We start from the raw sequence: 25,227 nt of genomic DNA, 5'->3' as shown, positions 1-25,227 counted from the left end.
ATTAAATAGTCATTGAAAACAATTTTGTTTCTGGTTGTTTTTCATGTAATTTCTTGTCAAATGCCATACAAATATTACGTACATAGGGTCTTGCCTTCTCAGGAACTGTTAACTTTTTCCCTTTAATAGAAACCAATCCATCATCTATCATTTCTTCTAACTTTCCTATATGTGCTTCTACATTTTTTATCTGTAATTGCTCTTCTTCCCACGAAGTGGAGAAATGACACATAATATTTAAAATATGCTTTCTTATTATTAAGTCTTCTTCTGATAATATATGCCCTCTAAACACAGGGATTTCTCCTTCGTTCACAATTCTTTCGTATTCTTTTACAGTTTTTACATTTTGTGCAAATCCATACCAAGAATCAGAGATTGACGACATTCCTAAACCTACCATTAACTGTGTTTTATTAGCGGTGTATCCCATAAAGTTACGATGTAGTGTTTTTTCTTTGGTAGCTTTATATAAGCTATCAGTAGGTAATGCGAAATGATCCATTCCTATTTCTACATAGCCCATTTCGGCAAATAATTCTTTACCTATTTCATACAACTCGCGTTTTTCTTCATTTTTAGGCAAGTCATCTTCATTAAATCCACGTTGCCCTACTCCTTTTACCCATGGAACATGCGCGTAACTATAAAATGAAATTCTATCGGGTTCTAATTCTTTTGTTTTATTAATGGTATAAATTACGTTTTCTTTTGTTTGGAATGGAAGTCCAAATACTAAGTCGTGACTGATAGACGTGTAGCCTATTTCTTTTGCCCAATTGTGTACTTTTTCTACGTTTTCAAAAGGTTGTACTCTATGAATAGCTTCTTGTACTTTTGGATTATAATCTTGTACCCCAAAACTTACTCTTGTAAAACCTAAATTGTACAATGTTTGCAAGTGTTCTTTTGTAGTATTGTTTGGGTGCCCTTCAAAACTAAATTCGTGGTCTGGGTGTTTTTCAGCATTGATAAAAATTCCATCAATTAACCTTTTTAATTGTTTCTCTGAAAAGAATGTTGGCGTTCCCCCTCCTAAATGTATTTCTTTTATTATAGGTGTTTCGTCAACTAAATCAACATATAACTGCCACTCTTTTAAAACGGTTTCTATATACGGATCTTCCATTTCATGTCGTTTTGTAATATGCTTGTGACAAGCACAAAACGTACATAAACTCTCACAAAATGGTAAATGAATATATAAGCTAATTCCTTCTGAGGAATTGCTTTCTATAAACGAACGCTTAAAAGTTTCTATCCATTTTTCTTTTGAAAATGTTTCGTTATCCCAATATGGAACTGTTGGATAGCTTGTGTATCTAGGTCCTGGAATGTTATATTTTTGAATAAGTGAGTTCATGTTCTTGATAATGTTTTGTTTCATTCTTCAATAAAATCACTCTAACTGACATTACGCCAATTCTAGAGCAATTTCAATCATTTCTTTAAAGGTTTGTTCTCTTTCATCGGCTGTGGTTCTTTCTCCTGTGACCAAACTATCTGAAATGGTTAAAATTGATAATGCATTTACTTTATGCTTTGCTGCAACTGTATACAATCCGTTGGTTTCCATTTCAACGCACAACACACCATAATCTGCCCATTTTTTATAGCTTTCAAATTCATCTGCATAAAATTCATCTGAGCTTAAGATGTTTCCTGCTTTTAGTGGAATTCCTTTTTCTTTTGCTGCATCTACGGCTTTTTGAAACAACTCAAAACTTGCTGTTGGCGCAAAATCGGCTCCGTTAAAACGAATGGTATTTAATCCTGAATTGGTAGAAGCTGCCATAGCAATAACAATGTCTCGGATTTTTACTTCTTTTTGATACGACCCTGCAGAACCTACTCTTATTAAGTTTTTAACCCCATATTCATTAATTAATTCATGAGCATAAATTAAAGCAGAAGGAATTCCCATTCCTGTTCCTTGTACGGAAATCCGTTTTCCTTTATAGGTTCCAGTGAATCCTAACATACCTCGAACATCGTTATAACAAACTGGATTTTCCAAAAATGTTTCTGCAATCCATTTTGCACGCATAGGATCACCTGGTAATAAAACAGTTTCTGCTATTTCTCCTTTTTTTGCTTCTATGTGTATGCTCATTCTTTACTATTTTTAGGTTTTGAACTATTAAGATTCAGTTTTTTAATATTGGTTTTTATCAGAAACACCGCTAGTTACTAGAGCTACTCCTGAAGAGGTTCCTAAACGAGTTACTCCATTTTCTATATACTTCCTAGCTGTTTCTATATCTCTAATACCTCCAGCTGCTTTAATTTGAGCTTTTCCATCTACAACACTATCCATTATTGCAACGTCTTCAAAGGTTGCTCCTCCAGTACCAAAACCTGTAGAAGTTTTTACAAAATCAGCACCAGCTTCAACAGCCAATTTACTTGCTACTTTAATTTGCTCTTTTGATAAATAACAGTTTTCAAAAATCACTTTTAATATAGCATCTCCAATAGCTTCTTTTATTAATCGAATTTCGTTTTCTACATAATCTTCATCTCCTTCTAACAACTTGCCTATATTAATAACCATATCTATTTCTGAAGCTCCATTTTTTATACAGTTTTTAGCTTCAAAAACTTTAGTTTCTGTAGTCATTGCTCCTAATGGAAAACCTATTACTGCTGCTACTTTTACATCAGAACCTTTTAATTCTTTAGTTGCTAACTCTACATTACATCCATTTACACAAACTGCATAAAAGTCATACTCTTTAGCTTCATTACATAGTTTTATAATATCAGTTTTTGTAGCTGTGGCTTTTAGTAGCGTATGATCTATATATTTATTAATCTGCATCTTTTTATTTTATTTTTCTTCCTAAAATATTGGTAGCTATAGTTGTAAATACTACCACACTAATTGAACTCAACGGCATTAAAATTGCGGCTATTACTGGCATTAATTGACCAGTTACTGCAAAATAAAGCCCTACAATATTGTACATTAAAGATAATAAAAAGCAATACTTAATAATTTTTATTGCTTTTTGTGATGCTTTAATATAATTGCCTATCTCACTAAATTTTGTAGCATCTAAAATAGCATCACAAGCAGGAGAAAATACATTTATATTTTCTGATAACGCTACCCCTACATTACTTTGCGCTAGCGCTCCTGCATCGTTTAATCCATCACCTATCATTAATACACTTTTCTTTTTCTCTTGTAATTCTTCTACGTAGTGTAATTTATCTTGAGGTTTTTGATTGAATAAAAATGTAGTTTCCTTTGGTAATAACTCTTCTAAAAATTTCTTTTCTCCTTCATTATCTCCTGAAACTACTGATAGACTATATTTTTTAGTTAAGTTAGAAAACAACTCTTTAACTCCTTTTCTATAAGCATTCTTAAATACATACTTTCCTTTGTATTCATTATTTATACTAATATGAACAGAAGTATCAAGATTTACTTGTTCTTTTGCGTTTTTCACAAATGATGATGAGCCTATTTTTAAAGTTGTATGCTTATAACTTGCTTCAATTCCTTTTCCAACGTATTCTTGATAGCTTTCAACTGGTAACATTTCTTCTTCTAAAGAAGTGTATAACATTCTACTCAGTGGATGATTTGAAGATCTTAATGAACTTTTTAATATCGCTCTTTGAGTTTTATCTAAGTCTTCTCCTTCATACGTTATCGTATTCTCTTTATTAGTGGTAAGCGTGCCTGTTTTATCAAAAATAACTGAGTTTACAGCTGCTAACTGTTCTACGACTGTAGCATTTTTTAAATAGAACTTCTTTCTTCCAAAAATTCGTAAAATATTCCCTAAAGTAAACGGTGCTGCTAATGCTATTGCACATGGACAAGCTATAATAAGTACTGATGTGAATACGTTTAATGCTACACTTGAATCATAATACAACCAAAAAGCTGTAGACAAAAACGCTATAGACAGTACAGTTATGGTAAAGTTTTTACTGATTTTATCTGTTAAGGTTTTAAATGATGAGTTTTTATCTTTTTGAAATACATCGTTACTCCATAACTGTGTTAAATAACTCTGTGAAACTGAAGCTAGCACTTCCATTTCTATACTTCCTGACAGTTGCTTTCCTCCTGCAAATAACTTATCTCCTGACTTTTTATTTACAGGAATGGCTTCACCTGTAACAAAACTGTAATCAATTTTTGCTTCTCCGTTAATTAAAATTCCATCAACGGGTATTAGTTCTTGATTTCTAATTAAAAGTCTATCTCCTTTTTTTACATCATAGATTTGTGTGTTCTCTTCTTTTTTATCCGTTGTTATTTTAGTTACTGCGATTGGGAAGTATGACTTATAATCGCGTTCAAATGAAAGAAAGTTATAGGTCTTTTGCTGAAAAAATTTCCCTAGCAATAAAAAGAACACCAATCCTGTTAAGCTATCAAAAAAACCTGTTCCTAAATCAAGAATTATTTCTGCTGTACTTCGCACGAATAATACTAAGATTCCTAAAGCAATAGGAACGTCAATATTCAAAATTTTTGAACGAAGTCCTTTATAAGCTGAGATAAAATAATCCTGTCCTGCATAAAAAACTACTGGGAGGGAAAATATAAACATTAACCAACGGAAGATTCCTTTGTATTGTTCTAACCAATATTCTGATACTTCAAAGTATTCTGGAAACGACAAGAACATCACATTTCCAAAGGCAAAACCTGCTATTCCTAATTTATAAATTAAACTACGGTCTACTTTCTTTTTACCTACCTCGTAATCCTCAAGACTTATATAAGGCTCATATCCTATAGAACTTAGTAACAATACTATTTCTTTAAGTGATGTTTTTTCTGAATTAAAGGTGATTCGTACTGTTTTCTTAGGAAAATTAACTTGTGATGAAGACACATACTCTTGTAGTTTGTGTAAATTTTCTAATACCCAGATACATGAGCTACAATGTATATGTGGAATATATAAATTTACTACTTGTACATTACCATCGTTAAACTCTAATAGTTTATCTACAATGGATTCATTATCCAAGAAATCATATTTTCCTTGTATCTCTTCAGGTATTGCTCCTGGGTTGTTTTGAAAATCGTAATAACAAGTTAAATCGTTCTCTGAAAAAATTTCATAAACTGTTTTACACCCATTACAGCAGAAAAATTTATCCTCTATTGTAATTGTTTTTGTGTCGCACTCGTTACCACAATGAAAACATGTTGTGCTTTCCATATTTACTCTTTTGCCTAGTACAAATGTCCGATAAGATATTAAATAAAAACATGATAATTGTCAGGTTTTCCGTATATTTGAGTAGTAAAAAAAGGGCATATCTATGAGCAAGTGTGAGCAATGTATCATTCGAGAATTTAATTCTTTGAAGGCTTTAACCAAAGATGAATTGATAAGAATTACTGGGTGTAAAACGTCTAAAAAAATAAAAAAAGGTGAAGTTCTTTTTGATGAAGGCGAATACATTAATGGTGTTTTTTGTGTTAAAGATGGTGTTTGTAAAGTGTCTAAAATGAGTGATAATGGTAGAGACCAAATTATTCACTTAATAAGAAAAGGTGATATTTTAGGTGAGCGTAGTTTAATAAACAATGAGGCTTCAAACTTAAAAGCTATTGCCGTGAATGATATGGAGGTTTGCTTTATTCCTAAAGAAGAAATTCTTAGAGATTTAGAAAACAATTCTAACTTTTCTATGGATGTTTTAAAGAAAATGGCCAATTCTTTAAAGAAAGCTGATGATGTTATTGTAGATATGGCTCAAAAGACTGTTAAACAACGTTTGGCTGCCACTCTATTATTACTAGACTCAAAGTTTGATAAAAACGAAAATGGCTCTATAAATATTAATTTATCAAGAGAAGATATAGCTAATATTATAGGTACAGCAACTGAAAGTGCTATTCGTTTACTTTCTGAATTTAAAAAGAAAAAACTAATCGATTTAAAAGGTAAAGAAATTTTTATAACTGATGTGAAAGCTCTAAAAGAACTTTCTGAAGGTTTTTAAACCTTATTAATATTATTACAAACAAAAAAATCGTCTAAATAGACGATTTTTTTGTTTTAAGCTTCACCTGTGGTTCCTCCAAAATTCATTGGAATTGGTGGTTGCTCATAATCTTTTATTTCTCCATGAGCTTGTTCAAACTTACGAATATTGTCTGCTAAAGCTTTTGATAAACGTTTTGCATGTTGTGGAGTTAAAATAATTCTTGATTTTACTTTTGCTTTAGGAACTCCTGGCATAATATTTATAAAATCAACAATAAACTCTGATACAGAATGGTTTATGATAGCTAAATTACTATAAGTTCCTTCTGCTATTTCTTGATCTAACTCTATATTTAATTGTGGTTCTTTCTTATTATCTTCCATAATTAAGTCTCTTAATATTATTTAGTTAAAAAATAAGGGTTTAGAGTTCTAAGAACTCTAAACCCTTGATATTATTTATAAACTTAAGTTTTTATAAACTTTGTTCAATCTCATCCTTAGGTCCAACTACTATATCTTCGTAAGCTCTCATTCCTGTACCTGCTGGTATACGTTTACCAACAATTACATTTTCTTTTAATCCTTCTAAGGTATCAATTTTACCGTTTACAGCAGCTTCATTTAATACTTTAGTTGTTTCCTGGAATGATGCAGCTGAGATAAATGACTTCGTTTGTAACGATGCTCTTGTAATACCTTGTAATACTTGCTCAGCTGTTGCTGGTTGTGCATCACGTGCTACTACTAAGTTTTTATCTTCTCTACGTAATAAAGAGTTTTCATCTCTTAATTGACGAGCTGTAACTATTTGTCCTGGTTTTAAGTTTGCAGAGTCTCCAGCGTCTTCAACAACTTTCATTCCGTAAATAGCGTCATTTTCTTTGATGAAATCAGTTTTATGAACTAATTGATTTTCTAAGAATAAAGTATCTCCTGAATCAATAATTCTAACTTTACGCATCATTTGACGTACTACTACTTCAAAATGCTTGTCATTAATTTTTACCCCTTGTAAACGATATACTTCTTGAATTTCGTTTACTAAGTATTCTTGAACTGCTGAAGGTCCTTTAATATTTAAAATATCAATAGGAGTAATTGCTCCATCAGATAATGGCATTCCTGCTTTAATAAAGTCGTTTTCTTGAACTAAGATTTGATTAGATAACTTAATTAAGTATTTCTTAATCTCTCCTGTTTTAGATTCGATAATAATTTCACGGTTACCACGCTTAATTTTACCAAATGACACAACTCCATCAATTTGTGCTACTACAGCTGGATTAGAAGGGTTACGTGCTTCGAATAACTCTGTTACACGTGGTAAACCTCCTGTAATATCTCCTGCTTTACCGGACTTACGAGGAATCTTAACTAATGTTTTACCTGACTCTACTTTATCTCCATCACTTACCATTAAGTGTGCTCCTACTGGTAAACTGTACGAACGTAAAGCATTACCATCAGCATCCTCAATAATTAATGAAGGAATAATTTTCTTGTTTTTAGAATCAGTAATTACTTTTTCTTGGAAACCTGTTTGTTCATCAATTTCTACAGAGAAGTTAATTCCTTGTTCTAAATTGTCAAACTTAACTTTTCCTCCAAACTCAGAAACAATAACTCCGTTAAATGGATCCCATTGACATACTGCATCTCCTTTCTTTATTGTCTTTCTATCTTTATCAAAGATGATAGAACCGTAAGGAATAATGTTAGTACTTAATACAATTCCTGTTTTCTTATCGGTAATTTTGATTTCTGCAGTACGAGAAATAACGATATCTACTTCTTCTCCTGCTGTATCTTTACCTTTTACAGTACGTAAGTCATCAATTGTTACAGCTCCATCGAATTTAGAAATTAGCTTGTTATCTTCTGAGATGTTTCCTGCTACCCCTCCAACGTGGAATGTACGTAATGTTAACTGTGTACCTGGTTCTCCAATAGACTGTGCTGCAATTACACCAACTGCTTCACCTCTTTGAACTTTTTTACCAGTAGATAAACTTTGTCCGTAACATTTTTCACAAATTCCTCTTTCAGATTCACATGTTAATGCTGAACGTACTTCTACTTTATCTACTCCTGAAGCTTCAATTTTATCTGCTAAAACTGGAGTAATTAACTCACCTGCTTCAACTAATAATTCATCAGATGCTGGTGCGTAAACATCATATAATGCAGTACGACCTGTAATTCTTTCACTTAAAGGTTCAACGATTTCATCGTTTTTCTTTAATGGAGAAACTTCTAATCCTCTTAATGTACCACAATCTTCTTCGTTAACGATTACATCTTGAGATACATCTACTAAACGACGTGTTAAATATCCTGCATCGGCTGTTTTTAATGCGGTATCGGCAAGACCTTTACGTGCACCGTGCGTTGAGATAAAGTATTCTAAAATTGATAAACCTTCTTTAAAGTTCGATAAAATTGGGTTTTCAATAATTTCTCCACCTCCTGCAGTCGATTTTTTAGGTTTCGCCATTAATCCACGCATACCTGTTAACTGACGAATCTGCTCTTTCGATCCACGTGCTCCAGAATCTAACATCATAAATACAGAGTTAAATCCTTGTTGATCTTCACGTAAACGTTTCATTGATAATTCAGTTAATCTATTATTAGTAGATCCCCAAACATCAATTACCTGGTTGTAACGCTCTTTTTGCGTTAACATCCCCATGTTATAGTTCATAACGATTCCATCCACTTCTTTGTTAGCTTCGGCAATCATCGCATGCTTTTCTTCAGGAATAATGATATCTCCTAATGAGAACGATAAACCTCCTTGGAAGGCAAACGTATACCCCATACCTTTAATATCATCTAAGAATTTACCTATAGATGGAATATCTGTTACTTTTAAGATATTTCCAATAATTCCACGTAACGATTTCTTTGTTAATACCTCATTAATATATCCTGCCTGCTCTGGTACTACTTCATTAAATAATACTCTACCTACAGTAGTTTCAATTATTTGAGTTACTAACTCTCCGTTTTCGTTGAAATCTTTGGTTCTTACTTTTATTCCAGCATTTAAGTCTACTCTGTCTTCATTATAAGCAATAGTAACTTCTTCTGGAGAATAGAAAGTTAATCCTTCACCCTTAATAGGCACTTCTGGAGTTGACTTTCTTTCTTTTGTCATATAGTATAACCCTAAAACCATATCCTGAGACGGTACCGTAATTGGTGCTCCGTTTGCAGGGTTTAAGATATTATGAGAAGCTAACATTAATAACTGCGCTTCTAAAATAGCTTCTGGTCCTAATGGTAAGTGAACCGCCATTTGATCCCCATCAAAATCGGCGTTAAATGCCGTACATACTAATGGGTGTAAACGAATTGCCTTTCCTTCGATTAATTTTGGTTGAAAAGCTTGAATACCTAAACGGTGTAAGGTAGGGGCACGGTTTAATAAAACTGGATGTCCTTTAATTACATTTTCTAAGATATCCCAAACAACTGGTTCTTTTCTATCTATTATTTTCTTTGCAGATTTTACTGTCTTAACAATTCCTCTTTCGATTAACTTACGAATAACAAAAGGTTTGTATAATTCAGCTGCCATATCTTTTGGCAATCCACATTCGTATAATTTTAATTCTGGTCCAACAACAATTACCGAACGTGCAGAGTAATCAACACGCTTACCTAATAAGTTTTGACGGAAACGACCTTGTTTACCTTTTAAACTATCAGATAATGATTTTAATGGTCTGTTAGACTCTGTTTTTACTGCAGATGATTTACGTGTGTTATCAAATAATGAATCTACTGATTCTTGTAACATACGTTTCTCATTACGTAAAATTACTTCCGGTGCTTTAATTTCCATTAATCGCTTTAAACGATTGTTACGGATAATTACACGACGATATAAATCATTTAAATCAGAAGTTGCGAAACGACCTCCATCTAATGGTACTAATGGACGTAATTCTGGTGGAATAACCGGAACTACTTTCATTATCATCCATTCTGGATTATTCTCTCTATTTTTTTGAGAGTCTCTAAATGCTTCAACAACATTTAAACGTTTTAATGCTTCATTTTTACGTTGCTTAGATGTTTCAGTATTTGCTTTATGACGTAACTGATATGATAACTCGTCTAAATCAATTCTTTCTAATAAATCAATTAAACACTCTGCTCCCATTTTAGCGATAAACTTATTAGGATCAGAATCTTCTAAGTACATATTTTCCTGTGGAAGTTCATCTACGATATCTAAATACTCTTCCTCAGTTAAGAAGTCCATTTTTTGTAATGGCTCTCCTTCAGCATTTTTAGCAATACCTGGCTGAATTACTACGTAACGTTCGTAGTAAATAATCATATCTAACTTCTTAGATGGTAACCCTAAAAGGTATCCCATTTTGTTAGGTAATGATCTAAAGTACCAGATATGTGCAACTGGTACTACTAAGTTAATATGACCTACTCTATCTCTACGTACTTTTTTCTCAGTAACTTCAACACCACAACGGTCACAAACGATACCTTTATATCGAATTCTTTTATATTTACCACACGCACACTCATAGTCTTTTACAGGACCAAAGATACGCTCACAAAATAACCCATCTCTTTCTGGTTTGTGTGTACGGTAGTTTATAGTTTCTGGTTTTAACACCTCTCCTTTAGAAGCCTCTAAAATAGACTCAGGTGATGCTAAACCTATTGAAATTTTGTTAAACTTCTTAACAGTGTATTTTTCGTTTTTTCTTGCCATGATAATGGATTCGAATTAAAAATAAATGTCTTATAATAAGACTGATATTGAAAAAATGATTTGCCTCAGAGCTTTTGCTCTGAGACATTTCACTGTGATTATTCTTCTAACTTAACGTCTAATCCTAAACCTTTAAGTTCGTGCATTAATACGTTAAATGATTCTGGTAAACCTGGTTCTGGCATTGCTTCTCCTTTAACGATAGACTCGTAAGTTTTTGCTCTACCTAATACATCATCAGACTTAACAGTTAAGATTTCACGTAAGATACTTGATGCACCGTATGCTTCAAGTGCCCAAACTTCCATCTCACCAAAACGCTGACCACCAAACTGTGCCTTACCACCTAATGGTTGCTGAGTAATTAATGAGTAAGGTCCAATAGAACGCGCGTGCATCTTATCTTCAATCATGTGACCTAACTTAATCATATAAATTACCCCTACCGTTGCTGGCTGATCAAAACGTTTACCTGTACCTCCATCATATAAATATGTATGTCCGTAACGTGGTATTCCAGCTTCATCTGTTAAAGCATTAATTTGATCTATTTTAGCACCATCAAAAATAGGTGTCGCATATTTTTGACCTAATTTTTGACCTGCCCATCCAAGAACAGTTTCATAAATCTGACCAATATTCATACGAGATGGTACCCCTAATGGATTTAATACGATATCTACTGGTGTTCCGTCTTCTAAGAAAGGCATATCTTCTTGACGTACAATACGTGCAACAATACCTTTGTTTCCGTGACGTCCCGCCATCTTATCACCAACTTTTAACTTACGTTTCTTAGCTACGTATATTTTAGCAAGTTTTAAGATTCCTGCTGGTAATTCGTCTCCTACAGAAATTGTAAACTTCTCACGACGTAAAACTCCTTGTAAGTCGTTTACTTTAATCTTATAGTTATGAACTAACTCAACAACTAATTGATTTAAGTCTTTATCGGTAGTCCAAGTTCCACTTAAATGTGTAAAGTCTTCAACAGAGTTTAACATTTTTTGTGTGAACTTTTTACCTTTTGGTAATACTTCTTCTCCTAAATCATTAAACACTCCTTGAGAAGTTTTACCTGATACTAAGTTGAATAATTTCTCAACTAAAACATCTTTTAACTCTTCAAATTTAGATACATAAGATGCTTCTAAAGCTGCAATTGCTTCTTTATCACGAGCACGCTTATTCTTATCTTTTACTGCGCGTTTGAATAATTTTTTATTAATTACAACACCTCTTAATGATGGAGAAGCTTTTAATGATGCATCTTTTACATCACCTGCTTTATCACCAAAGATAGCACGTAATAATTTTTCTTCTGGAGTTGGATCAGATTCTCCTTTTGGTGTAATCTTACCAATTAAGATATCACCTGGATTTACTTCTGCTCCAATACGAATCATTCCATTTTCATCTAAGTCTTTTGTAGCCTCTTCAGAAACGTTAGGAATATCGTTTGTTAATTCTTCAGCTCCTAATTTCGTATCACGAACATCTAATGAATATTCATCAATATGAATAGAAGTAAAAATATCTTCACGAACTACTTTTTCAGAAATCACAATCGCATCCTCAAAGTTATACCCTTTCCAAGGCATAAAGGCTACTTTCATGTTTCTACCTAAAGCTAATTCTCCTTTTTGTGTTGCATATCCTTCACAAAGCACTTGACCTTCTTCAACTCTATCACCAACTTTTACAATTGGTTTTAGGTTTATGTTAGTACCTTGGTTAGTTTTTCTAAACTTAATTAAGTTATATGATATTTCGTCAGAATCAAAGCTTACCATACGCTCTTCTTCTGTTCTATCATACTTAATTGTTATTTTATTTGCATCTACATACTCTACAGTACCTGCTCCTTCAGCGTTGATTAAGATACGAGAGTCTTTTGCTACTCTACGCTCTAAACCTGTACCTACGATTGGAGATTCTGGACGTAATAATGGAACTGCTTGACGCATCATGTTTGATCCCATCAATGCACGGTTCGCATCATCATGTTCTAAGAAAGGAATTAACGATGCTGAAATCGAAGCAATTTGGTTTGGAGCAACGTCCATATAGTTAATTGCTTCAGGACTTTCAACTGGGAAATCACCTTCTTCACGTGCAATTACTCTATCTCTCTCTATCTTACCATCTTCTGCTATTGGTAAATTAGATTGAGCAATCTTCATTCCTTCTTCCTCTTCTGCACTTAAATAAATAGGCTCTTCTCCTAAAACACTTCCTTCTTCTACTTTCTTATATGGTGTTTCAATGAATCCCATATTATTTACTTTAGCATAAACAGCTAAAGAAGAAATAAGTCCAATGTTTGGTCCTTCAGGTGTTTCAATAGGACATAAACGACCATAGTGTGTATAGTGAACGTCACGAACCTCGAAACCTGCTCTTTCACGTGATAAACCTCCAGGTCCTAATGCCGATAAACGACGCTTGTGAGTAATCTCTGCTAATGGGTTGGTTTGATCCATGAACTGAGATAACTGGTTGGTACCAAAGAAAGAGTTAATTACTGAAGATAAAGTCTTAGCGTTAATTAAGTCGATTGGAGTAAATACTTCATTATCACGAACATTCATTCTTTCACGAATTGTACGTGCCATACGAGCTAAACCTACACCAAATTGACCTGCTAATTGCTCTCCAACAGTTCTAACACGACGGTTAGATAAGTGATCGATATCATCTACTTCAGCTTTTGAATTGATTAACTCAATTAAATACTTAATAATTGTAATGATATCGTTCTTAGTTAATACCTTTTGATCTAAATCTTCATTTAACTGAAGTTTAGTATTCATTCTAAAACGTCCTACCTCACCTAAGCTATAACGTTGCTCTGAGAAGAATAATTTTTCAATAATTCCTCTTGCAGTTTCCTCGTCTGGCGGTTCAGCATTACGTAATTGTCTATATACGTGCTCTACAGCTTCTTTTTCAGAGTTTGTAGGGTCTTTTTGTAATGTATTATGAATGATGGCATAATCTGCTTGCTGGTTGTCTTCTTTATGTAATAATACAGTTTTAGCTCCAGATTCAATTATTTCATCAATATGTTCTTTTTCTATAATAGTATCACGGTCGAAAATAATTTCGTTACGTTCAATAGATACAACTTCTCCTGTATCTTCATCTACGAAATCTTCGTGCCAAGTTTTTAATACTCTTGCTGCTAATTTACGCCCTAATACTTTCTTTAATCCAGCTTTAGAAACTTTTACTTCTTCTGCTAAATCAAAGATTTCTAAAATATCTTTATCTCTTTCAAAACCTATGGCTCTGAATAACGTTGTTACTGGTAATTTTTTCTTTCTATCAATATAAGCATACATTACTTGATTGATATCTGTAGCAAATTCGATCCAAGAACCTTTAAATGGAATTACTCTTGCTGAGTATAGTTTGGTTCCGTTAGCGTGGAAAGATTGCCCAAAGAATACACCTGGTGAACGGTGTAATTGTGACACAACAACTCTTTCTGCACCATTTATAATAAAGGTACCAGAGTTTGTCATATAAGGAATTGTACCTAAATAAACATCTTGAACGATTGTTTCGAAATCTTCGTGTTCTGGGTCGGTACAATATAATTTTAAACGTGCTTTTAGAGGTACACTGTGAGTTAATCCACGTTCAATACATTCTTGAATGCTGTATCTTGGTGGATCTACAAAGTAGTCTAAAAATTCTAATACAAATTGATTACGTGTATCTGTAATCGGGAAGTTATCCATGAAAGTTTTATACAAACCTTCTTCTCCTCGCTCTTCAGCTTTAGTTTGCAATTGGAAGAAATCTTGGAAAGATTTTACCTGAATATCTAAAAAATCTGGATAATCAGCTCCTAACTGCGATGACGCGAAGTTAATTCTTTCAGTAGTATTTATCGTTGCCAAAAGAGATGCTATTTTTAATTAAAAATATTATTTTTGAAACTTAACAGTTTCAATACTGCAATTTTAATTGCTGTTACTGATTAAAAATCAGCACTTTATAATCGTAAATTCACAATTCTGCAAATTGTGAAAAATAAAGAACGAATATATACACAAAATGGTTTAGGCCTAAAAACATAAGTTTTTAGTACCTAAACCTTTATTGTTTTTTCCCGTTTTTTAATAATTCGGGAGTATAGCTTACTTAAGCTCTACCTCAGCTCCTGCTTCTTCTAAAGACTTCTTAAGACCTTCTGCCTCATCTTTAGATACAGCTTCTTTAATTGGTGCTGGTGCGCTATCTACAATACCTTTAGCTTCTTTTAATCCTAATCCAGTTAATTCTTTAACTAATTTTACAACTGCTAATTTAGAACCTCCTGCTGCTTTTAAGATTACATCAAACTCAGTTTTTTCTTCAGCTGCATCTCCACCACCTGCTGCTGGTCCTGCTACTGCTACTGCTGCTGCTGCTGGCTCAATACCATACTCTTCTTTTAAAATATCAGCTAATTCATTAACTTCTTTTACTGTTAAGTTAACTAATTGTTCTGCGAAATCTTTTAAATCTGCCATTTTAATTGTTTTTTAAAAATTTTATTTATTTAGTTTATTAGTGCGCGAAATTATTTTTCTGATAATGTCTTTAAGATACCTGATAACTTACCACCACCTGATTGTAATGCTGAAACAACATTCTTAGCAGGAGATTGTAATAAGGTAATAATATCTCCAATAAGTTCTTCTCTAGATTTGATGTTAACAAGAGCGTCTAGTTGGTCATCTCCAATATAAACTGCTTCTTCAACATACGCTCCTTTTAATAAAGGACGATCTTTTGATTTTTTTCTGAACTCTTTGATAACTTTTGCTGGTGCATTAGCTGCTTCAGCAATTAACATTGAAGTATTTCCTTTTAATACATCTGGTAACTCTCCAAAATCTTTATCAGAAGCTTCCATTGCTTTTGAAAGCAATGTGTTTTTTACAACAGCCAATTGTACGTTTGCTTTAAAACAAGCTCTACGTAAGTTAGATGTAGTTGCTGCATCTAAACCAGAAATATCTGCTAAATAGATGGTACTTGTATCTGCTAATTGTGCTGTTAAATCTTGTATTACTTGTGATTTTTCCTCTCTAGTCATAATTAAAAAGTTTTAACTGCCTTACGATACAGATTTTACATCTATAGCAACACTAGGACTCATTGTAGAAGACATAAAGATGCTTTTAATATATGTTCCTTTTGCCGCTGTTGGCTTTAATTTAATTAATGTTTGTAATAACTCATTTGCATTTTCTTCAATCTTCGTAGCATCGAAAGACGCTTTTCCGATTGCAGCGTGTACAATACCAGTTTTATCTACTTTAAAGTCGATTTTACCAGCTTTAACTTCTTGTACTGCTTTTGCAACATCCATAGTTACTGTACCAGTTTTTGGGTTAGGCATTAAACCACGAGGACCTAATACACGTCCTAAAGGACCTAATTTACCCATTACACTTGGCATAGTAATAATAACGTCTACATCAGTCCATCCTCCTTTAATTTTTTGAAGGTATTCATCTAACCCAACATAATCAGCACCAGCTTCTTTAGCTTCTGCTTCTTTATCTGGAGTAACTAATGCTAAAACTTTTACATCTTTACCTGTTCCGTGAGGTAATGTTACAACACCACGAACCATTTGATTAGCTTTACGAGGATCTACTCCTAAACGTACTGCTAAATCAACAGACGCATCAAATTTTACGTTTGTAATCTCTTTAACTAATGCTGATGCATCTTGTAAGCTATAAACTTTAGAGCTATCTACCTTAGCACGAGCTTCTTTTTGCTTTCTAGTAATTGCCATTTCTAAATATCTTTTAAAGTTTAAGCAGGTGCATCACCTGTTACTGTTAATCCCATAGAACGAGCAGTTCCAGCAATCATTCTCATTGCAGACTCAACTTCAAAGGCATTCATATCTACCATTTTGTCTTCTGCAATTCCACGAATTTGATCCCAAGAAACGCTTGCTACTTTTTTCCTATTAGGTTCTCCTGAACCTTTCTTAATTTTGGCCGCTTCTAATAATTGTACTGCGGCTGGTGGAGTTTTTACAACAAATTCAAATGATTTGTCTGTATAAACTGTAATAACAACAGGTAATACTTTACCTTGTTTGTCCTGTGTACGAGCATTAAACTGCTTACAGAACTCCATGATGTTAACACCGGCAGCACCTAAAGCGGGTCCAACTGGTGGCGACGGATTCGCTGCACCTCCCCTAACTTGTAGTTTAACTAATTTACTTACTTCTTTTGCCATTGTTTAAGATTTAACGATGTGTTTAAATTGGAAGCTTAAACACCATCTAAATATAGGTGTAACTATTATATTTTCTCTACTTGCATATAGTTTAACTCTAATGGTGTTTTTCTTCCAAAAATCTTAACCATTACTTCTAACTTACGCTTTTCTTCATTTACCTTTTCAACAGTTCCATCGAACCCATTGAAAGGACCATCAATTACTTTTACAGTTTCTCCTACTGTATAAGGAATTGCGATATTTTCATCTTTAACAGAAAGTTCATCTACTTTACCTAACATCCTGTTTACTTCTGACTTACGCATTGGTACTGGATCTCCTCCTTTTGTTTCACCTAAGAAACCAATAACTCCTGTTACTGATTTAATTACGTGAGGAACCTCTCCTGCTAAATTAGCTTCTACCATTACATAACCTGGAAAGTAAACTCTTTCTCTGTTAATTTTCTTTCCGTTTCTTACTTGAATAACTTTTTCTGTAGGAACAATTACTTGGTTCACAAAATCAGACAACCCATGACGAGCAATCTCAGTCTCGATATAAGTTTTTACCTTATTTTCTTGACCTCCAATAGCTCTAACCACATACCACTTCATCACCGAATCAGCCATCATTAAAACATTTTAAAGAAGTTATCTAACCCTGTTTGAAAAACCCAATCTATTCCAGCCACAACTAGAGCAAATACAATTGTAAATGCTGCTACTACGACAGTAGACTTTTGAGCTTCTTCACGAGAAATCCAAGTCATGTTGGTATTTAATTCTTCAAAAGAATCTTTAATGTATTGTACAAAGTTACTCATATTTTATCCTTTTAACGAGTTGCAGTTTTCACCACAACTCGTTTTAGTTTTTTGCACGGGTTGAGAGACTCGAACTCCCGACACCTGGTTTTGGAGACCAGTGCTCTACCAACTGAGCTAAACCCGTATTTTAAAGGAGTCTCTCTCTTAAAAAGAGACTCCTTATACTTTATTATTAAACTATAATTAGTCTAAGATTTCAGTTACCTGACCAGCTCCTACTGTTCTACCTCCTTCACGGATAGCGAACTGTAAACCTGTGTTTAATGCGATAGGTTGGATTAAATCAACTGTAATAGTTAAGTTATCACCTGGCATTACCATTTCAACACCTTCTGGTAAGTTAATGTTACCTGTTACGTCAGTTGTACGTACGTAGAACTGTGGACGGTAGTTGTTATGGAATGGAGTGTGACGTCCACCTTCTTCTTTCTTTAAGATATACACCTCAGCTTTAAACTTAGCGTGTGGAGTAATAGAACCTGGCTTACAGATTACCATTCCTCTCTTAATTTGAGTCTTTTCAATACCTCTTAATAAGATACCTGCGTTATCTCCAGCCTCACCTCTATCTAAGATTTGACGGAACATTTCGATACCAGTTACAGTAGATGTTAACTTTTCATCTCCCATACCGATAATCTCTACAGGATCTCCAGTATTTACGATACCAGTTTCGATACGTCCAGTTGCAACTGTACCACGACCAGTAATAGAGAATACATCTTCGATAGGCATTAAGAAATCTTTTTCAGTATCTCTTGGTGGCTCTTCGATCCAGTTATCAACAGCTTCCATTAATTCTAAAACTGTATCAACCCACTTTTGCTCTCCGTTTAATGCACCTAAAGCAGAACCAGCAATTACAGGACCATTATCTCCATCATATTCATAGAAAGATAATAAATCTCTTACTTCCATTTCTACTAATTCTAACAACTCCTCGTCATCAACCATATCAACTTTGTTTAAGAAAACAACGATACGTGGAATACCTACCTGACGACCTAATAAGATGTGCTCACGAGTTTGAGGCATAGGACCATCTGTAGCAGCTACTACTAAGATAGCTCCATCCATTTGTGCAGCACCAGTTACCATGTTCTTTACGTAATCGGCGTGACCTGGACAGTCAACGTGTGCGTAGTGACGGTTTGCTGTTGCATACTCTACGTGAGAAGAGTTAATTGTGATACCTCTTTCTTTTTCTTCTGGAGCGTTATCGATTTGATCAAAAGCTCTCTGCTCAGAAAATCCAGCATCTGCTAATACTTTAGTAATTGCAGCAGTTAAAGTAGTTTTACCGTGATCTACGTGACCAATAGTACCTACGTTTAAGTGCGGTTTCGAACGATCATAAGTTCCTTTTGCCATGATTATTAATTTTAATTCTTAGTTAAATATATTTAGTGTTATTTTTAAACTCTTGTCAAATAAACTCTAAAATAGAGCCAACAACGGGATTTGAACCCGTGACCTCATCCCTACCAAGGATGCGCTCTACCAACTGAGCTATGTCGGCAACGAATTTAGAGCGGGAGACCAGGTTCGAACTGGCGACATTCAGCTTGGAAGGCTGACGCTCTACCAACTGAGCTACTCCCGCAATAAAATTTTATTAAGATAGTGGGGAGAGCAGGATTCGAACCTGCGAAGTCGTAAGACAACGGAGTTACAGTCCGTCCCATTTGGCCGCTCTGGAATCTCCCCTAAACCTTAAATAGTATTTTAATGAACTTTTATTTTTTTAGAGCCGATGGAGGGACTCGAACCCACGACCTGCTGATTACAAATCAGCTGCTCTAGCCAGCTGAGCTACATCGGCTTTTGCTATAAAAAAACAATCCGCTATTTCTAACGGACTGCAAATGTAAAAAGTAATTTTTAATTTTTAAAACTTTTTTAATTATTTTTTATTGTTTTTATGACACTAAGGCATCCTTTGATTTTTCTTTTGATTTTTGCAACTGTCGTTTTAAAGATTCAACAGATACACTAATCCCTTCTTCAAAGGTTTTAGTTTGCTTTTTTACGATTAATTCATTTCCAGGTATGTTAATTTTTACTTCAGTTATTTTATTTTCTTTTTCACTCGTTTTTTGCACTTTCAAAAAAACTTCTGCATCAACGATCTTATCATGAAACTTTTCTAATCCCCCTACTTTTTTCTCAATGAAGTCTATTAATTTTTTGTCTGCTGAGAAATTTACTGATTGCGTGAATACCTTCATAATTCTTCGATCTTTTAAGTTGACCCTCTAGGATGAGCCTTATTATACACTTTCTTTATTTGCTCCAAGCTATTGTGCGTATACACTTGGGTAGAGGCTAAACTTGAATGTCCTAGCAATTCTTTAACCGAATTTAACGACGCACCGTTATTAAGTAAATGTGTCGCAAAAGCATGCCTTAATATATGAGGGCTTTTTTTTGCTTTTGTTGACACCCTACTAAAGTACAAATTTATTATTCGGTAAACAAGGGTTTCATAAATTTTAACTCCTTTTTTAGTCACAAAAAGCACCTCCATATCCACCTCTTTAATCTCTCTTTTTTGCCTTAAATATTCCTGTAAAGTTTTATATACCGATGGTAAGATTGTTACATACCTTTCTTTATTTCTTTTACCTAATACTTTTATTGTTTTACTAGTGTGATCTATATCTTTTTCTTTAACATTTATTAACTCAACCCTTCTCATCCCTGTTGAATACAACATTTCGACAATCAATCGATCTCTTATTGATTCAAAATCGGAACCTTCTCTTATTAATTCTAAAACTTCTTTTACTTCATTTTGATCAAAAGGTGTTTGGATTTTCTTTTGAACTTTTAACGCTTTATGACTTGATAATGGATTCGTTTCTATTTCACCTATTTTTTGTAAAAACTTATAGAAGGTTTTTAAAGAACTTATCTTCCTGTTAACACTTCTATTTGATATATTATTATTAACCAAACTAACTATCCATGTTCTAATTTGATTGTAATGAACATTCTCTAAATCCACTTGATCAAACTCAACCTCACAAAAATCTTTAAATGCAATTAAGTCTGTTTTATATGCTTGAATTGTATTTTTTGAATATTTTTTCTCAAATTCTAAATATTCCAAGAAAGCTTCTATCAGCATTATTAACTTTATTTATTAATTGAAGATACAAAAAAAACCTGTATTGATATCAATACAGGTTTTTATACTTTTTTTAGGATTATTACTATCCTACTTCTTCTTGAGTTCTTAATCTCTGAACGTAAGATGCTTTAATCATTTGAGCACGTTTTGCTACAGATGGCTTAGTAAATTGCTTTCTGTTACGTAATTGCTTCATCGTTTTTGTACGATCAAATTTACGCTTATAACGTTTTAACGCTCTATCGATATTCTCTCCTTCTTTAACTGGAATGATTAACATATTTTTGCACCTCCTTTCATCGTAGAATCTATATCTTTTTAAAAACTGACAACAAACAGTATATCAGCTATTTATATTATTTTATTTGATTTTGGACGGCAAAGATACAAAGTATTCTTTAAAATAAAATTATTTTTCCTCTTTTTAGTTAAAAAACAGTTGAAATAAAAAATCCTGCAAATGCAGGATTTTTCTTTCATCAACAGACTATATTGCTGTATTTACTCTTTTTATTATCAATAATCATTTTTGCAAATATGGAAATATTATGTAGCTGGTCTATACTCCTTCTTATCAATCACCATTTTTGCAATAATCTCTTTTAATATTTCAGAGGTTCCTCCTCCAATTGGACCTAATCGGCTATCCCTTAATAAACGTGCCATTGGATATTCTTCCATATACCCATACCCTCCTAACAATTGTAAAGCATCATATATAACCTCATCTGCCATTTTAGTTGATAGTAATTTACTCATACTAGCTTCTTTTACTACATAAATACCATCGTTTAAACGTTTTGCTATAGAATAGTTGTATTCTCTACACATATCTACTCTACTTGCCATTTCCGCTACTTTATGGCGTAAGGCTTGAAATTTATCTAATGTTTTCCCAAAAGCTTCACGTTCACTCATATATTGCACTACATAATCTACAGCATATTCAGCACGTGCATGAGCATTAATTCCCATAACCAAACGCTCTAATGCAAAGTGTTGCATAATATAGGGAAATCCTTTCCCTTCTTCTCCCATTAAGCTTTCAGCAGGTATCACTACATTATCAAATGCTATTTCAGCAGTATCTGAAGCTCTCCAACCTAATTTATCTAACTTGGTCGATGATATCCCTGGAGTATCTCTATCAACAATAAAAATACTCATTCCTTTATGTTTATCTTCTGGATTTGTTTTAGCAGCTACCACTAGATAATCAGAGTATACTCCATTTGTAATAAAGGTTTTTGATCCGTTGATTACATAAGTATCTCCTTTTTTAATTGCTGTAGTACGCATTCCTGCTACATCACTTCCTCCAAAAGGTTCTGTGATACATAAACACCCTATCTTATCTCCTTCAATACTTGGTGTTAGGTATTCTCTTTTAATTCGATCGTCTCCTTCTTTATTAACATGAGTCATTGCTAAATATGCATGTGCCCACATGTTCGCTGCAAAACCTCCTGAATTTATTTTCTGCAACTCTTCTAAAAAAATAACAGTATAAAAAAGGTCTAAACCTAATCCTCCATATTCTTCTGGCTGATTTAAACCAAAGTACCCCATTTCACCGAACTTCTTCCAGATAAAACGCTCTACCGTACCTTCTTTCTCCCATTTATCTATATGAGGAACTACCTCTTTTTGTAAAAAATCTCTAAAACTCTGACGAAAGGCTTCATGCTCTTCGGTAAAGTACATACTATTCATAGTGGTTTGTTTATTAAATTTTGTTGCTTGTTTATTTTGCTTCCAAATATAAGATTATTCTATCGTATTTATTTAACGGAAAATCTTTAATATTTCTTAATTCTGATATGTCTTGTAATTCTGCTACTTCATCTCGGTATTCAAAAATCTTTTTACATAACTCATAATTAATATATGGATTTTTCAACACCTCTTTAAATTTAGCTGTATTTACATTAACTTTTTTAATAGTTGGTTTTTCTATTACAGCAAAGGTTTGCATAACTCTATCTGCTATAACTTTATCTAAACCCCAAACTTCATATAATTGTTTAGAGTATGAGTATCCTTGTAGTTTATTTCTATATTTTACTATTCGAGAGGATAACACTTCTCCTACTCCACTAATAATCTCTAAATCTTGTTGAGTAGCTTTATTAATATCGTTTGTAGAAGTTTTATACTCTTTATTATACGAATGTATTTCAACTGAACTTGATTTGATTACACTTTTCTTCTTTTGATTTTCTTTTTTTACAACCCAATCCGGAAACTTAAAATACGGAGCTATTTTACCTAATAAACTATCCGATACTTTTGTTACTTGTTTAAAATCTTTAGCTGAGTTTATCCACTTGCCCTGTTTTCTATAATTATGTAATCTATCAATCTCTTCTACCGACATCCCTAATTGATAACCTTTAAAGTCCGTTATATAATTTGGATTGAATGGATATAGTTTTGGCTTCCTATTATCCTGTTCAATTCTTTTCAAACTATCAATACTTCCCTGAAAAGCTATCAACTCTTTCTTATTTACATTATATATTCTTTCTGAAGAAAAATCTACACAAACATATACAACCTGTAAAACAACTATTGTTAACAGTAAAAAGAAAACCCCATTTCGTTGGCGTTTGTTATACCAGAAATGGGGTTTAAATATTTTCATTAATTATATAATTTACATATGTTCTGTGACATCAATTGCACCGTCTTCTATCGCCTCTTCTTTCTTATTAATTGCATTCATATACTTAGACAGTTCTTTTTTAATCACTGGCGACAACATTACCACTCCAATAATATTTGGAACTACCATTGCAAAAATCATTGCATCTGAAAAGTCAATTACAGCTCCTAAACTAATAGATGCACCAACAACTACAAAGAATAAAAATAAAATTTTATATACTAAATCTGTAATTTTCCCTTTTCCGAATAAGAACTTCCAACCTTGCATACCGTAATAAGACCATGATATCATTGTTGAAAAAGCAAAAAGAATTACAGCAATGGTTAATACAATCGAAAAATGAGGTATTACAGAATCAAAAGCTACCGCTGTTAGCTCAACTCCTTCTTTAATTGGAACTCCATATTCCATAAACTGACCATCAAAGTTTGTTATAATAATAACTAAAGCTGTCATAGTACAAATTACAACTGTATCTACAAAAGGCTCTAATAAAGCTACGATACCTTCACTCGCTGGATACTTTGTACGAACCGCTGAGTGTGCAATCGCTGCCGAACCTACACCTGCTTCATTTGAAAAAGCTCCTCTTCGAATACCTTGAATCATTACACCAATTAAACCTCCTGCAATTCCTAATCCTGAAAATGCTCCTTCAAAGATTAACCCAAAAGCATCATCTATCAACGTAAAGTTTGCAAATAAAATAATAATTGCTGCTAAAACATAAATCCCAGCCATAAAAGGAACTACTTTTTCAGTTACAGAAGCAATTCTTTTAATACCTCCAATAATTACTATTGCTACTAAAACAGCCATTACTAATCCAAAATACAACCCTGCATTAGGACCTGTTAAGTCAAAAAGTTTAGTAAATTGAGCTGCAGCTTGATTAGCTTGAAACATATTTCCTCCACCAAAAGAACCTCCAATAACAAAAACAGCAAATAAAACCGCTAAGATCTTACCTAATTTACCAGCTCCCTTTTCTTTAAGTCCTTTTGTTAAATAATACATTGGCCCCCCATATACTACTCCATCTTCATCTACATCTCTATATTTAACTCCCAAAGTACATTCAGCAAACTTAGAAGCCATTCCTAATAATCCTGCTAATATCATCCAAAATGTAGCCCCAGGCCCTCCTATGGACAATGCAACTGCTACTCCAGCAATATTACCTAAGCCTACTGTGGCAGACAACGCAGCTGTTAATGCCTGAAAGTGAGACACCTCTCCTTCTGCGGAATCATCTCGAATGGTTTCAAAAATATCTCCTCCAGGAGTTTGATCTCCATACAAAGTATCTACCCCGTGCTTTTCAATGTCTTCGTATTTTCCTCTTACAACTTGAATTGCTGTTTTAAACCCTACAAAATTGATAAACTTAAAATACAACGTAAAATACACTGCACCACCTACTAAAACAATTAACACCCAAGGTATCTTAAAATTTTCTGAAAAAGGAATTTCATAAAATATTGCATTAACAAACCACCCTGTATAATCTTTAAAAATTGAATCTATTTTTTCTGTTGTACTTTCGGATGCGAAAGTGAACATTGGTGCTAAAGTAAAAAGCAACGTCAGTATTCTTTTATTCATGATTTGTATGATTAGATTTTTGAATTA

General features: G+C 33.3%; 21 protein-coding genes and 5 tRNA genes. 1 reads left to right on the top strand and 25 read right to left on the bottom strand.

Features of this window, described 5'->3' with window-relative positions:
• Position 1 precedes the first annotated feature (1 nt).
• From hemN to C8N27_RS14345, 4 genes are read right to left on the bottom strand one after another with little or no spacing between them, the layout of a single operon-like run.
• The gene (gene hemN / locus C8N27_RS14360; RefSeq protein ID WP_121148482.1) at positions 2–1,363 is read right to left on the bottom strand and encodes an oxygen-independent coproporphyrinogen III oxidase; all 1,362 of its coding nucleotides are present in this window, start codon (positions 1,361–1,363) and stop codon (positions 2–4) included.
• A gap of 51 nt (positions 1,364–1,414) precedes the next feature.
• The gene (deoD, locus tag C8N27_RS14355; protein ID WP_121148342.1) at positions 1,415–2,113 is read right to left on the bottom strand and encodes a purine-nucleoside phosphorylase; all 699 of its coding nucleotides are present in this window, start codon (positions 2,111–2,113) and stop codon (positions 1,415–1,417) included.
• A 42-nt stretch (positions 2,114–2,155) separates the two neighbouring features.
• Entirely contained in the window at positions 2,156–2,821 is a 666-nt protein-coding gene (gene deoC, locus C8N27_RS14350; RefSeq protein WP_121148339.1) for a deoxyribose-phosphate aldolase, read from the bottom strand.
• A gap of 4 nt (positions 2,822–2,825) precedes the next feature.
• Positions 2,826–5,198, bottom strand: a complete 2,373-nt coding sequence (locus C8N27_RS14345) for a heavy metal translocating P-type ATPase (RefSeq protein WP_121148337.1) — start codon at positions 5,196–5,198, stop codon at positions 2,826–2,828.
• 103 nt (positions 5,199–5,301) lie between these two features.
• Here C8N27_RS14345 and C8N27_RS14340 point away from each other — a divergent pair, with 103 nt between their 5' ends.
• A complete protein-coding gene (locus C8N27_RS14340; protein ID WP_099214079.1) occupies positions 5,302–5,988 on the top strand; it encodes a Crp/Fnr family transcriptional regulator in 687 nt (228 codons plus the stop codon).
• A 56-nt stretch (positions 5,989–6,044) separates the two neighbouring features.
• Here the strand turns inward: C8N27_RS14340 and C8N27_RS14335 are convergent, their stop codons facing one another.
• From C8N27_RS14335 to C8N27_RS14235, 21 genes are all read right to left on the bottom strand, one after another.
• Positions 6,045–6,356: a DUF3467 domain-containing protein gene (locus C8N27_RS14335; RefSeq protein ID WP_047790111.1), complete on the bottom strand. Its 312-nt coding sequence runs from the start codon at positions 6,354–6,356 to the stop codon at positions 6,045–6,047.
• Positions 6,357–6,447: 91 nt separating this feature from the next.
• Positions 6,448–10,722, bottom strand: coding sequence for a DNA-directed RNA polymerase subunit beta' (gene rpoC, locus C8N27_RS14330; protein WP_121148335.1), 4,275 nt, complete (start codon positions 10,720–10,722; stop codon positions 6,448–6,450).
• Positions 10,723–10,820: 98 nt separating this feature from the next.
• The gene (gene rpoB, locus C8N27_RS14325) at positions 10,821–14,630 is read right to left on the bottom strand and encodes a DNA-directed RNA polymerase subunit beta (RefSeq protein WP_099214077.1); all 3,810 of its coding nucleotides are present in this window, start codon (positions 14,628–14,630) and stop codon (positions 10,821–10,823) included.
• A gap of 240 nt (positions 14,631–14,870) precedes the next feature.
• On the bottom strand, positions 14,871–15,245 hold the full coding sequence (gene rplL, locus C8N27_RS14320; protein ID WP_099214076.1) for a 50S ribosomal protein L7/L12: 375 nt from the start codon (positions 15,243–15,245) through the stop codon (positions 14,871–14,873).
• Between the two features lie 50 nt (positions 15,246–15,295).
• Positions 15,296–15,814, bottom strand: a complete 519-nt coding sequence (gene rplJ / locus C8N27_RS14315) for a 50S ribosomal protein L10 (protein WP_099214075.1) — start codon at positions 15,812–15,814, stop codon at positions 15,296–15,298.
• A gap of 21 nt (positions 15,815–15,835) precedes the next feature.
• On the bottom strand, positions 15,836–16,525 hold the full coding sequence (rplA, locus tag C8N27_RS14310; RefSeq protein WP_099214074.1) for a 50S ribosomal protein L1: 690 nt from the start codon (positions 16,523–16,525) through the stop codon (positions 15,836–15,838).
• A 20-nt stretch (positions 16,526–16,545) separates the two neighbouring features.
• Positions 16,546–16,983, bottom strand: a complete 438-nt coding sequence (gene rplK, locus C8N27_RS14305; RefSeq protein ID WP_047790105.1) for a 50S ribosomal protein L11 — start codon at positions 16,981–16,983, stop codon at positions 16,546–16,548.
• 65 nt (positions 16,984–17,048) lie between these two features.
• The gene (gene nusG / locus C8N27_RS14300) at positions 17,049–17,597 is read right to left on the bottom strand and encodes a transcription termination/antitermination protein NusG (RefSeq protein WP_099214163.1); all 549 of its coding nucleotides are present in this window, start codon (positions 17,595–17,597) and stop codon (positions 17,049–17,051) included.
• A gap of 2 nt (positions 17,598–17,599) precedes the next feature.
• Positions 17,600–17,791, bottom strand: a complete 192-nt coding sequence (gene secE / locus C8N27_RS14295; RefSeq protein ID WP_099214073.1) for a preprotein translocase subunit SecE — start codon at positions 17,789–17,791, stop codon at positions 17,600–17,602.
• Between the two features lie 54 nt (positions 17,792–17,845).
• Positions 17,846–17,918: transfer RNA gene (locus C8N27_RS14290), tRNA-Trp, on the bottom strand.
• A 59-nt stretch (positions 17,919–17,977) separates the two neighbouring features.
• The gene (gene tuf / locus C8N27_RS14285) at positions 17,978–19,165 is read right to left on the bottom strand and encodes an elongation factor Tu (protein WP_099214072.1); all 1,188 of its coding nucleotides are present in this window, start codon (positions 19,163–19,165) and stop codon (positions 17,978–17,980) included.
• 75 nt (positions 19,166–19,240) lie between these two features.
• Positions 19,241–19,313, bottom strand: a tRNA-Thr gene (locus C8N27_RS14280).
• Positions 19,314–19,324: 11 nt separating this feature from the next.
• Positions 19,325–19,397, bottom strand: a tRNA-Gly gene (locus tag C8N27_RS14275).
• 21 nt (positions 19,398–19,418) lie between these two features.
• Positions 19,419–19,501, bottom strand: a tRNA-Tyr gene (locus C8N27_RS14270).
• 41 nt (positions 19,502–19,542) lie between these two features.
• Positions 19,543–19,616 (bottom strand) — tRNA-Thr (locus C8N27_RS14265).
• Positions 19,617–19,713: 97 nt separating this feature from the next.
• A complete protein-coding gene (hpf, locus tag C8N27_RS14260) occupies positions 19,714–20,022 on the bottom strand; it encodes a ribosome hibernation-promoting factor, HPF/YfiA family (RefSeq protein ID WP_099214071.1) in 309 nt (102 codons plus the stop codon).
• A 14-nt stretch (positions 20,023–20,036) separates the two neighbouring features.
• Positions 20,037–20,924 (bottom strand): tyrosine-type recombinase/integrase, encoded by an 888-nt coding sequence (locus C8N27_RS14255; protein ID WP_121148332.1) that lies wholly within the window; start codon positions 20,922–20,924, stop codon positions 20,037–20,039.
• Between the two features lie 85 nt (positions 20,925–21,009).
• Entirely contained in the window at positions 21,010–21,207 is a 198-nt protein-coding gene (gene rpsU, locus C8N27_RS14250; protein WP_028892869.1) for a 30S ribosomal protein S21, read from the bottom strand.
• Positions 21,208–21,473: 266 nt separating this feature from the next.
• The gene (locus tag C8N27_RS14245) at positions 21,474–22,640 is read right to left on the bottom strand and encodes an acyl-CoA dehydrogenase family protein (RefSeq protein ID WP_121148330.1); all 1,167 of its coding nucleotides are present in this window, start codon (positions 22,638–22,640) and stop codon (positions 21,474–21,476) included.
• Between the two features lie 31 nt (positions 22,641–22,671).
• Positions 22,672–23,571, bottom strand: coding sequence for a helix-hairpin-helix domain-containing protein (locus C8N27_RS14240; RefSeq protein WP_121148327.1), 900 nt, complete (start codon positions 23,569–23,571; stop codon positions 22,672–22,674).
• Positions 23,572–23,583: 12 nt separating this feature from the next.
• Positions 23,584–25,200 (bottom strand): alanine/glycine:cation symporter family protein, encoded by a 1,617-nt coding sequence (locus C8N27_RS14235; protein WP_099214067.1) that lies wholly within the window; start codon positions 25,198–25,200, stop codon positions 23,584–23,586.
• Between the last annotated feature and the right edge of the window lie 27 nt (positions 25,201–25,227).

Origin of the sequence: Tenacibaculum discolor, assembly GCF_003664185.1 — a bacterium.
Classification (GTDB): domain Bacteria; phylum Bacteroidota; class Bacteroidia; order Flavobacteriales; family Flavobacteriaceae; genus Polaribacter; species Polaribacter discolor.
This window is presented reverse-complemented; position numbering and strand designations above follow the sequence as displayed.

Bases quoted from the DNA above. Each gene is read 5' to 3' on its own strand.
- hemN (WP_121148482.1), bottom strand. From the start codon at position 1,363: ATGAACTCACTTATTCAAAAATATAACATTCCAGGACCTAGATACACA.
- deoD (WP_121148342.1), bottom strand. From the start codon at position 2,113: ATGAGCATACACATAGAAGCAAAAAAAGGAGAAATAGCAGAAACTGTT.
- deoC (WP_121148339.1), bottom strand. From the start codon at position 2,821: ATGCAGATTAATAAATATATAGATCATACGCTACTAAAAGCCACAGCT.
- C8N27_RS14345 (WP_121148337.1), bottom strand. From the start codon at position 5,198: ATGGAAAGCACAACATGTTTTCATTGTGGTAACGAGTGCGACACAAAA.
- C8N27_RS14340 (WP_099214079.1), top strand. From the start codon at position 5,302: ATGAGCAAGTGTGAGCAATGTATCATTCGAGAATTTAATTCTTTGAAG.
- C8N27_RS14335 (WP_047790111.1), bottom strand. From the start codon at position 6,356: ATGGAAGATAATAAGAAAGAACCACAATTAAATATAGAGTTAGATCAA.
- rpoC (WP_121148335.1), bottom strand. From the start codon at position 10,722: ATGGCAAGAAAAAACGAAAAATACACTGTTAAGAAGTTTAACAAAATT.
- rplL (WP_099214076.1), bottom strand. From the start codon at position 15,245: ATGGCAGATTTAAAAGATTTCGCAGAACAATTAGTTAACTTAACAGTA.
- rplJ (WP_099214075.1), bottom strand. From the start codon at position 15,814: ATGACTAGAGAGGAAAAATCACAAGTAATACAAGATTTAACAGCACAA.
- rplA (WP_099214074.1), bottom strand. From the start codon at position 16,525: ATGGCAATTACTAGAAAGCAAAAAGAAGCTCGTGCTAAGGTAGATAGC.
- rplK (WP_047790105.1), bottom strand. From the start codon at position 16,983: ATGGCAAAAGAAGTAAGTAAATTAGTTAAACTACAAGTTAGGGGAGGT.
- nusG (WP_099214163.1), bottom strand. From the start codon at position 17,597: ATGGCTGATTCGGTGATGAAGTGGTATGTGGTTAGAGCTATTGGAGGT.
- secE (WP_099214073.1), bottom strand. From the start codon at position 17,791: ATGAGTAACTTTGTACAATACATTAAAGATTCTTTTGAAGAATTAAAT.
- tuf (WP_099214072.1), bottom strand. From the start codon at position 19,165: ATGGCAAAAGGAACTTATGATCGTTCGAAACCGCACTTAAACGTAGGT.
- hpf (WP_099214071.1), bottom strand. From the start codon at position 20,022: ATGAAGGTATTCACGCAATCAGTAAATTTCTCAGCAGACAAAAAATTA.
- C8N27_RS14255 (WP_121148332.1), bottom strand. From the start codon at position 20,924: ATGCTGATAGAAGCTTTCTTGGAATATTTAGAATTTGAGAAAAAATAT.
- rpsU (WP_028892869.1), bottom strand. From the start codon at position 21,207: ATGTTAATCATTCCAGTTAAAGAAGGAGAGAATATCGATAGAGCGTTA.
- C8N27_RS14245 (WP_121148330.1), bottom strand. From the start codon at position 22,640: ATGAATAGTATGTACTTTACCGAAGAGCATGAAGCCTTTCGTCAGAGT.
- C8N27_RS14240 (WP_121148327.1), bottom strand. From the start codon at position 23,571: ATGAAAATATTTAAACCCCATTTCTGGTATAACAAACGCCAACGAAAT.
- C8N27_RS14235 (WP_099214067.1), bottom strand. From the start codon at position 25,200: ATGAATAAAAGAATACTGACGTTGCTTTTTACTTTAGCACCAATGTTC.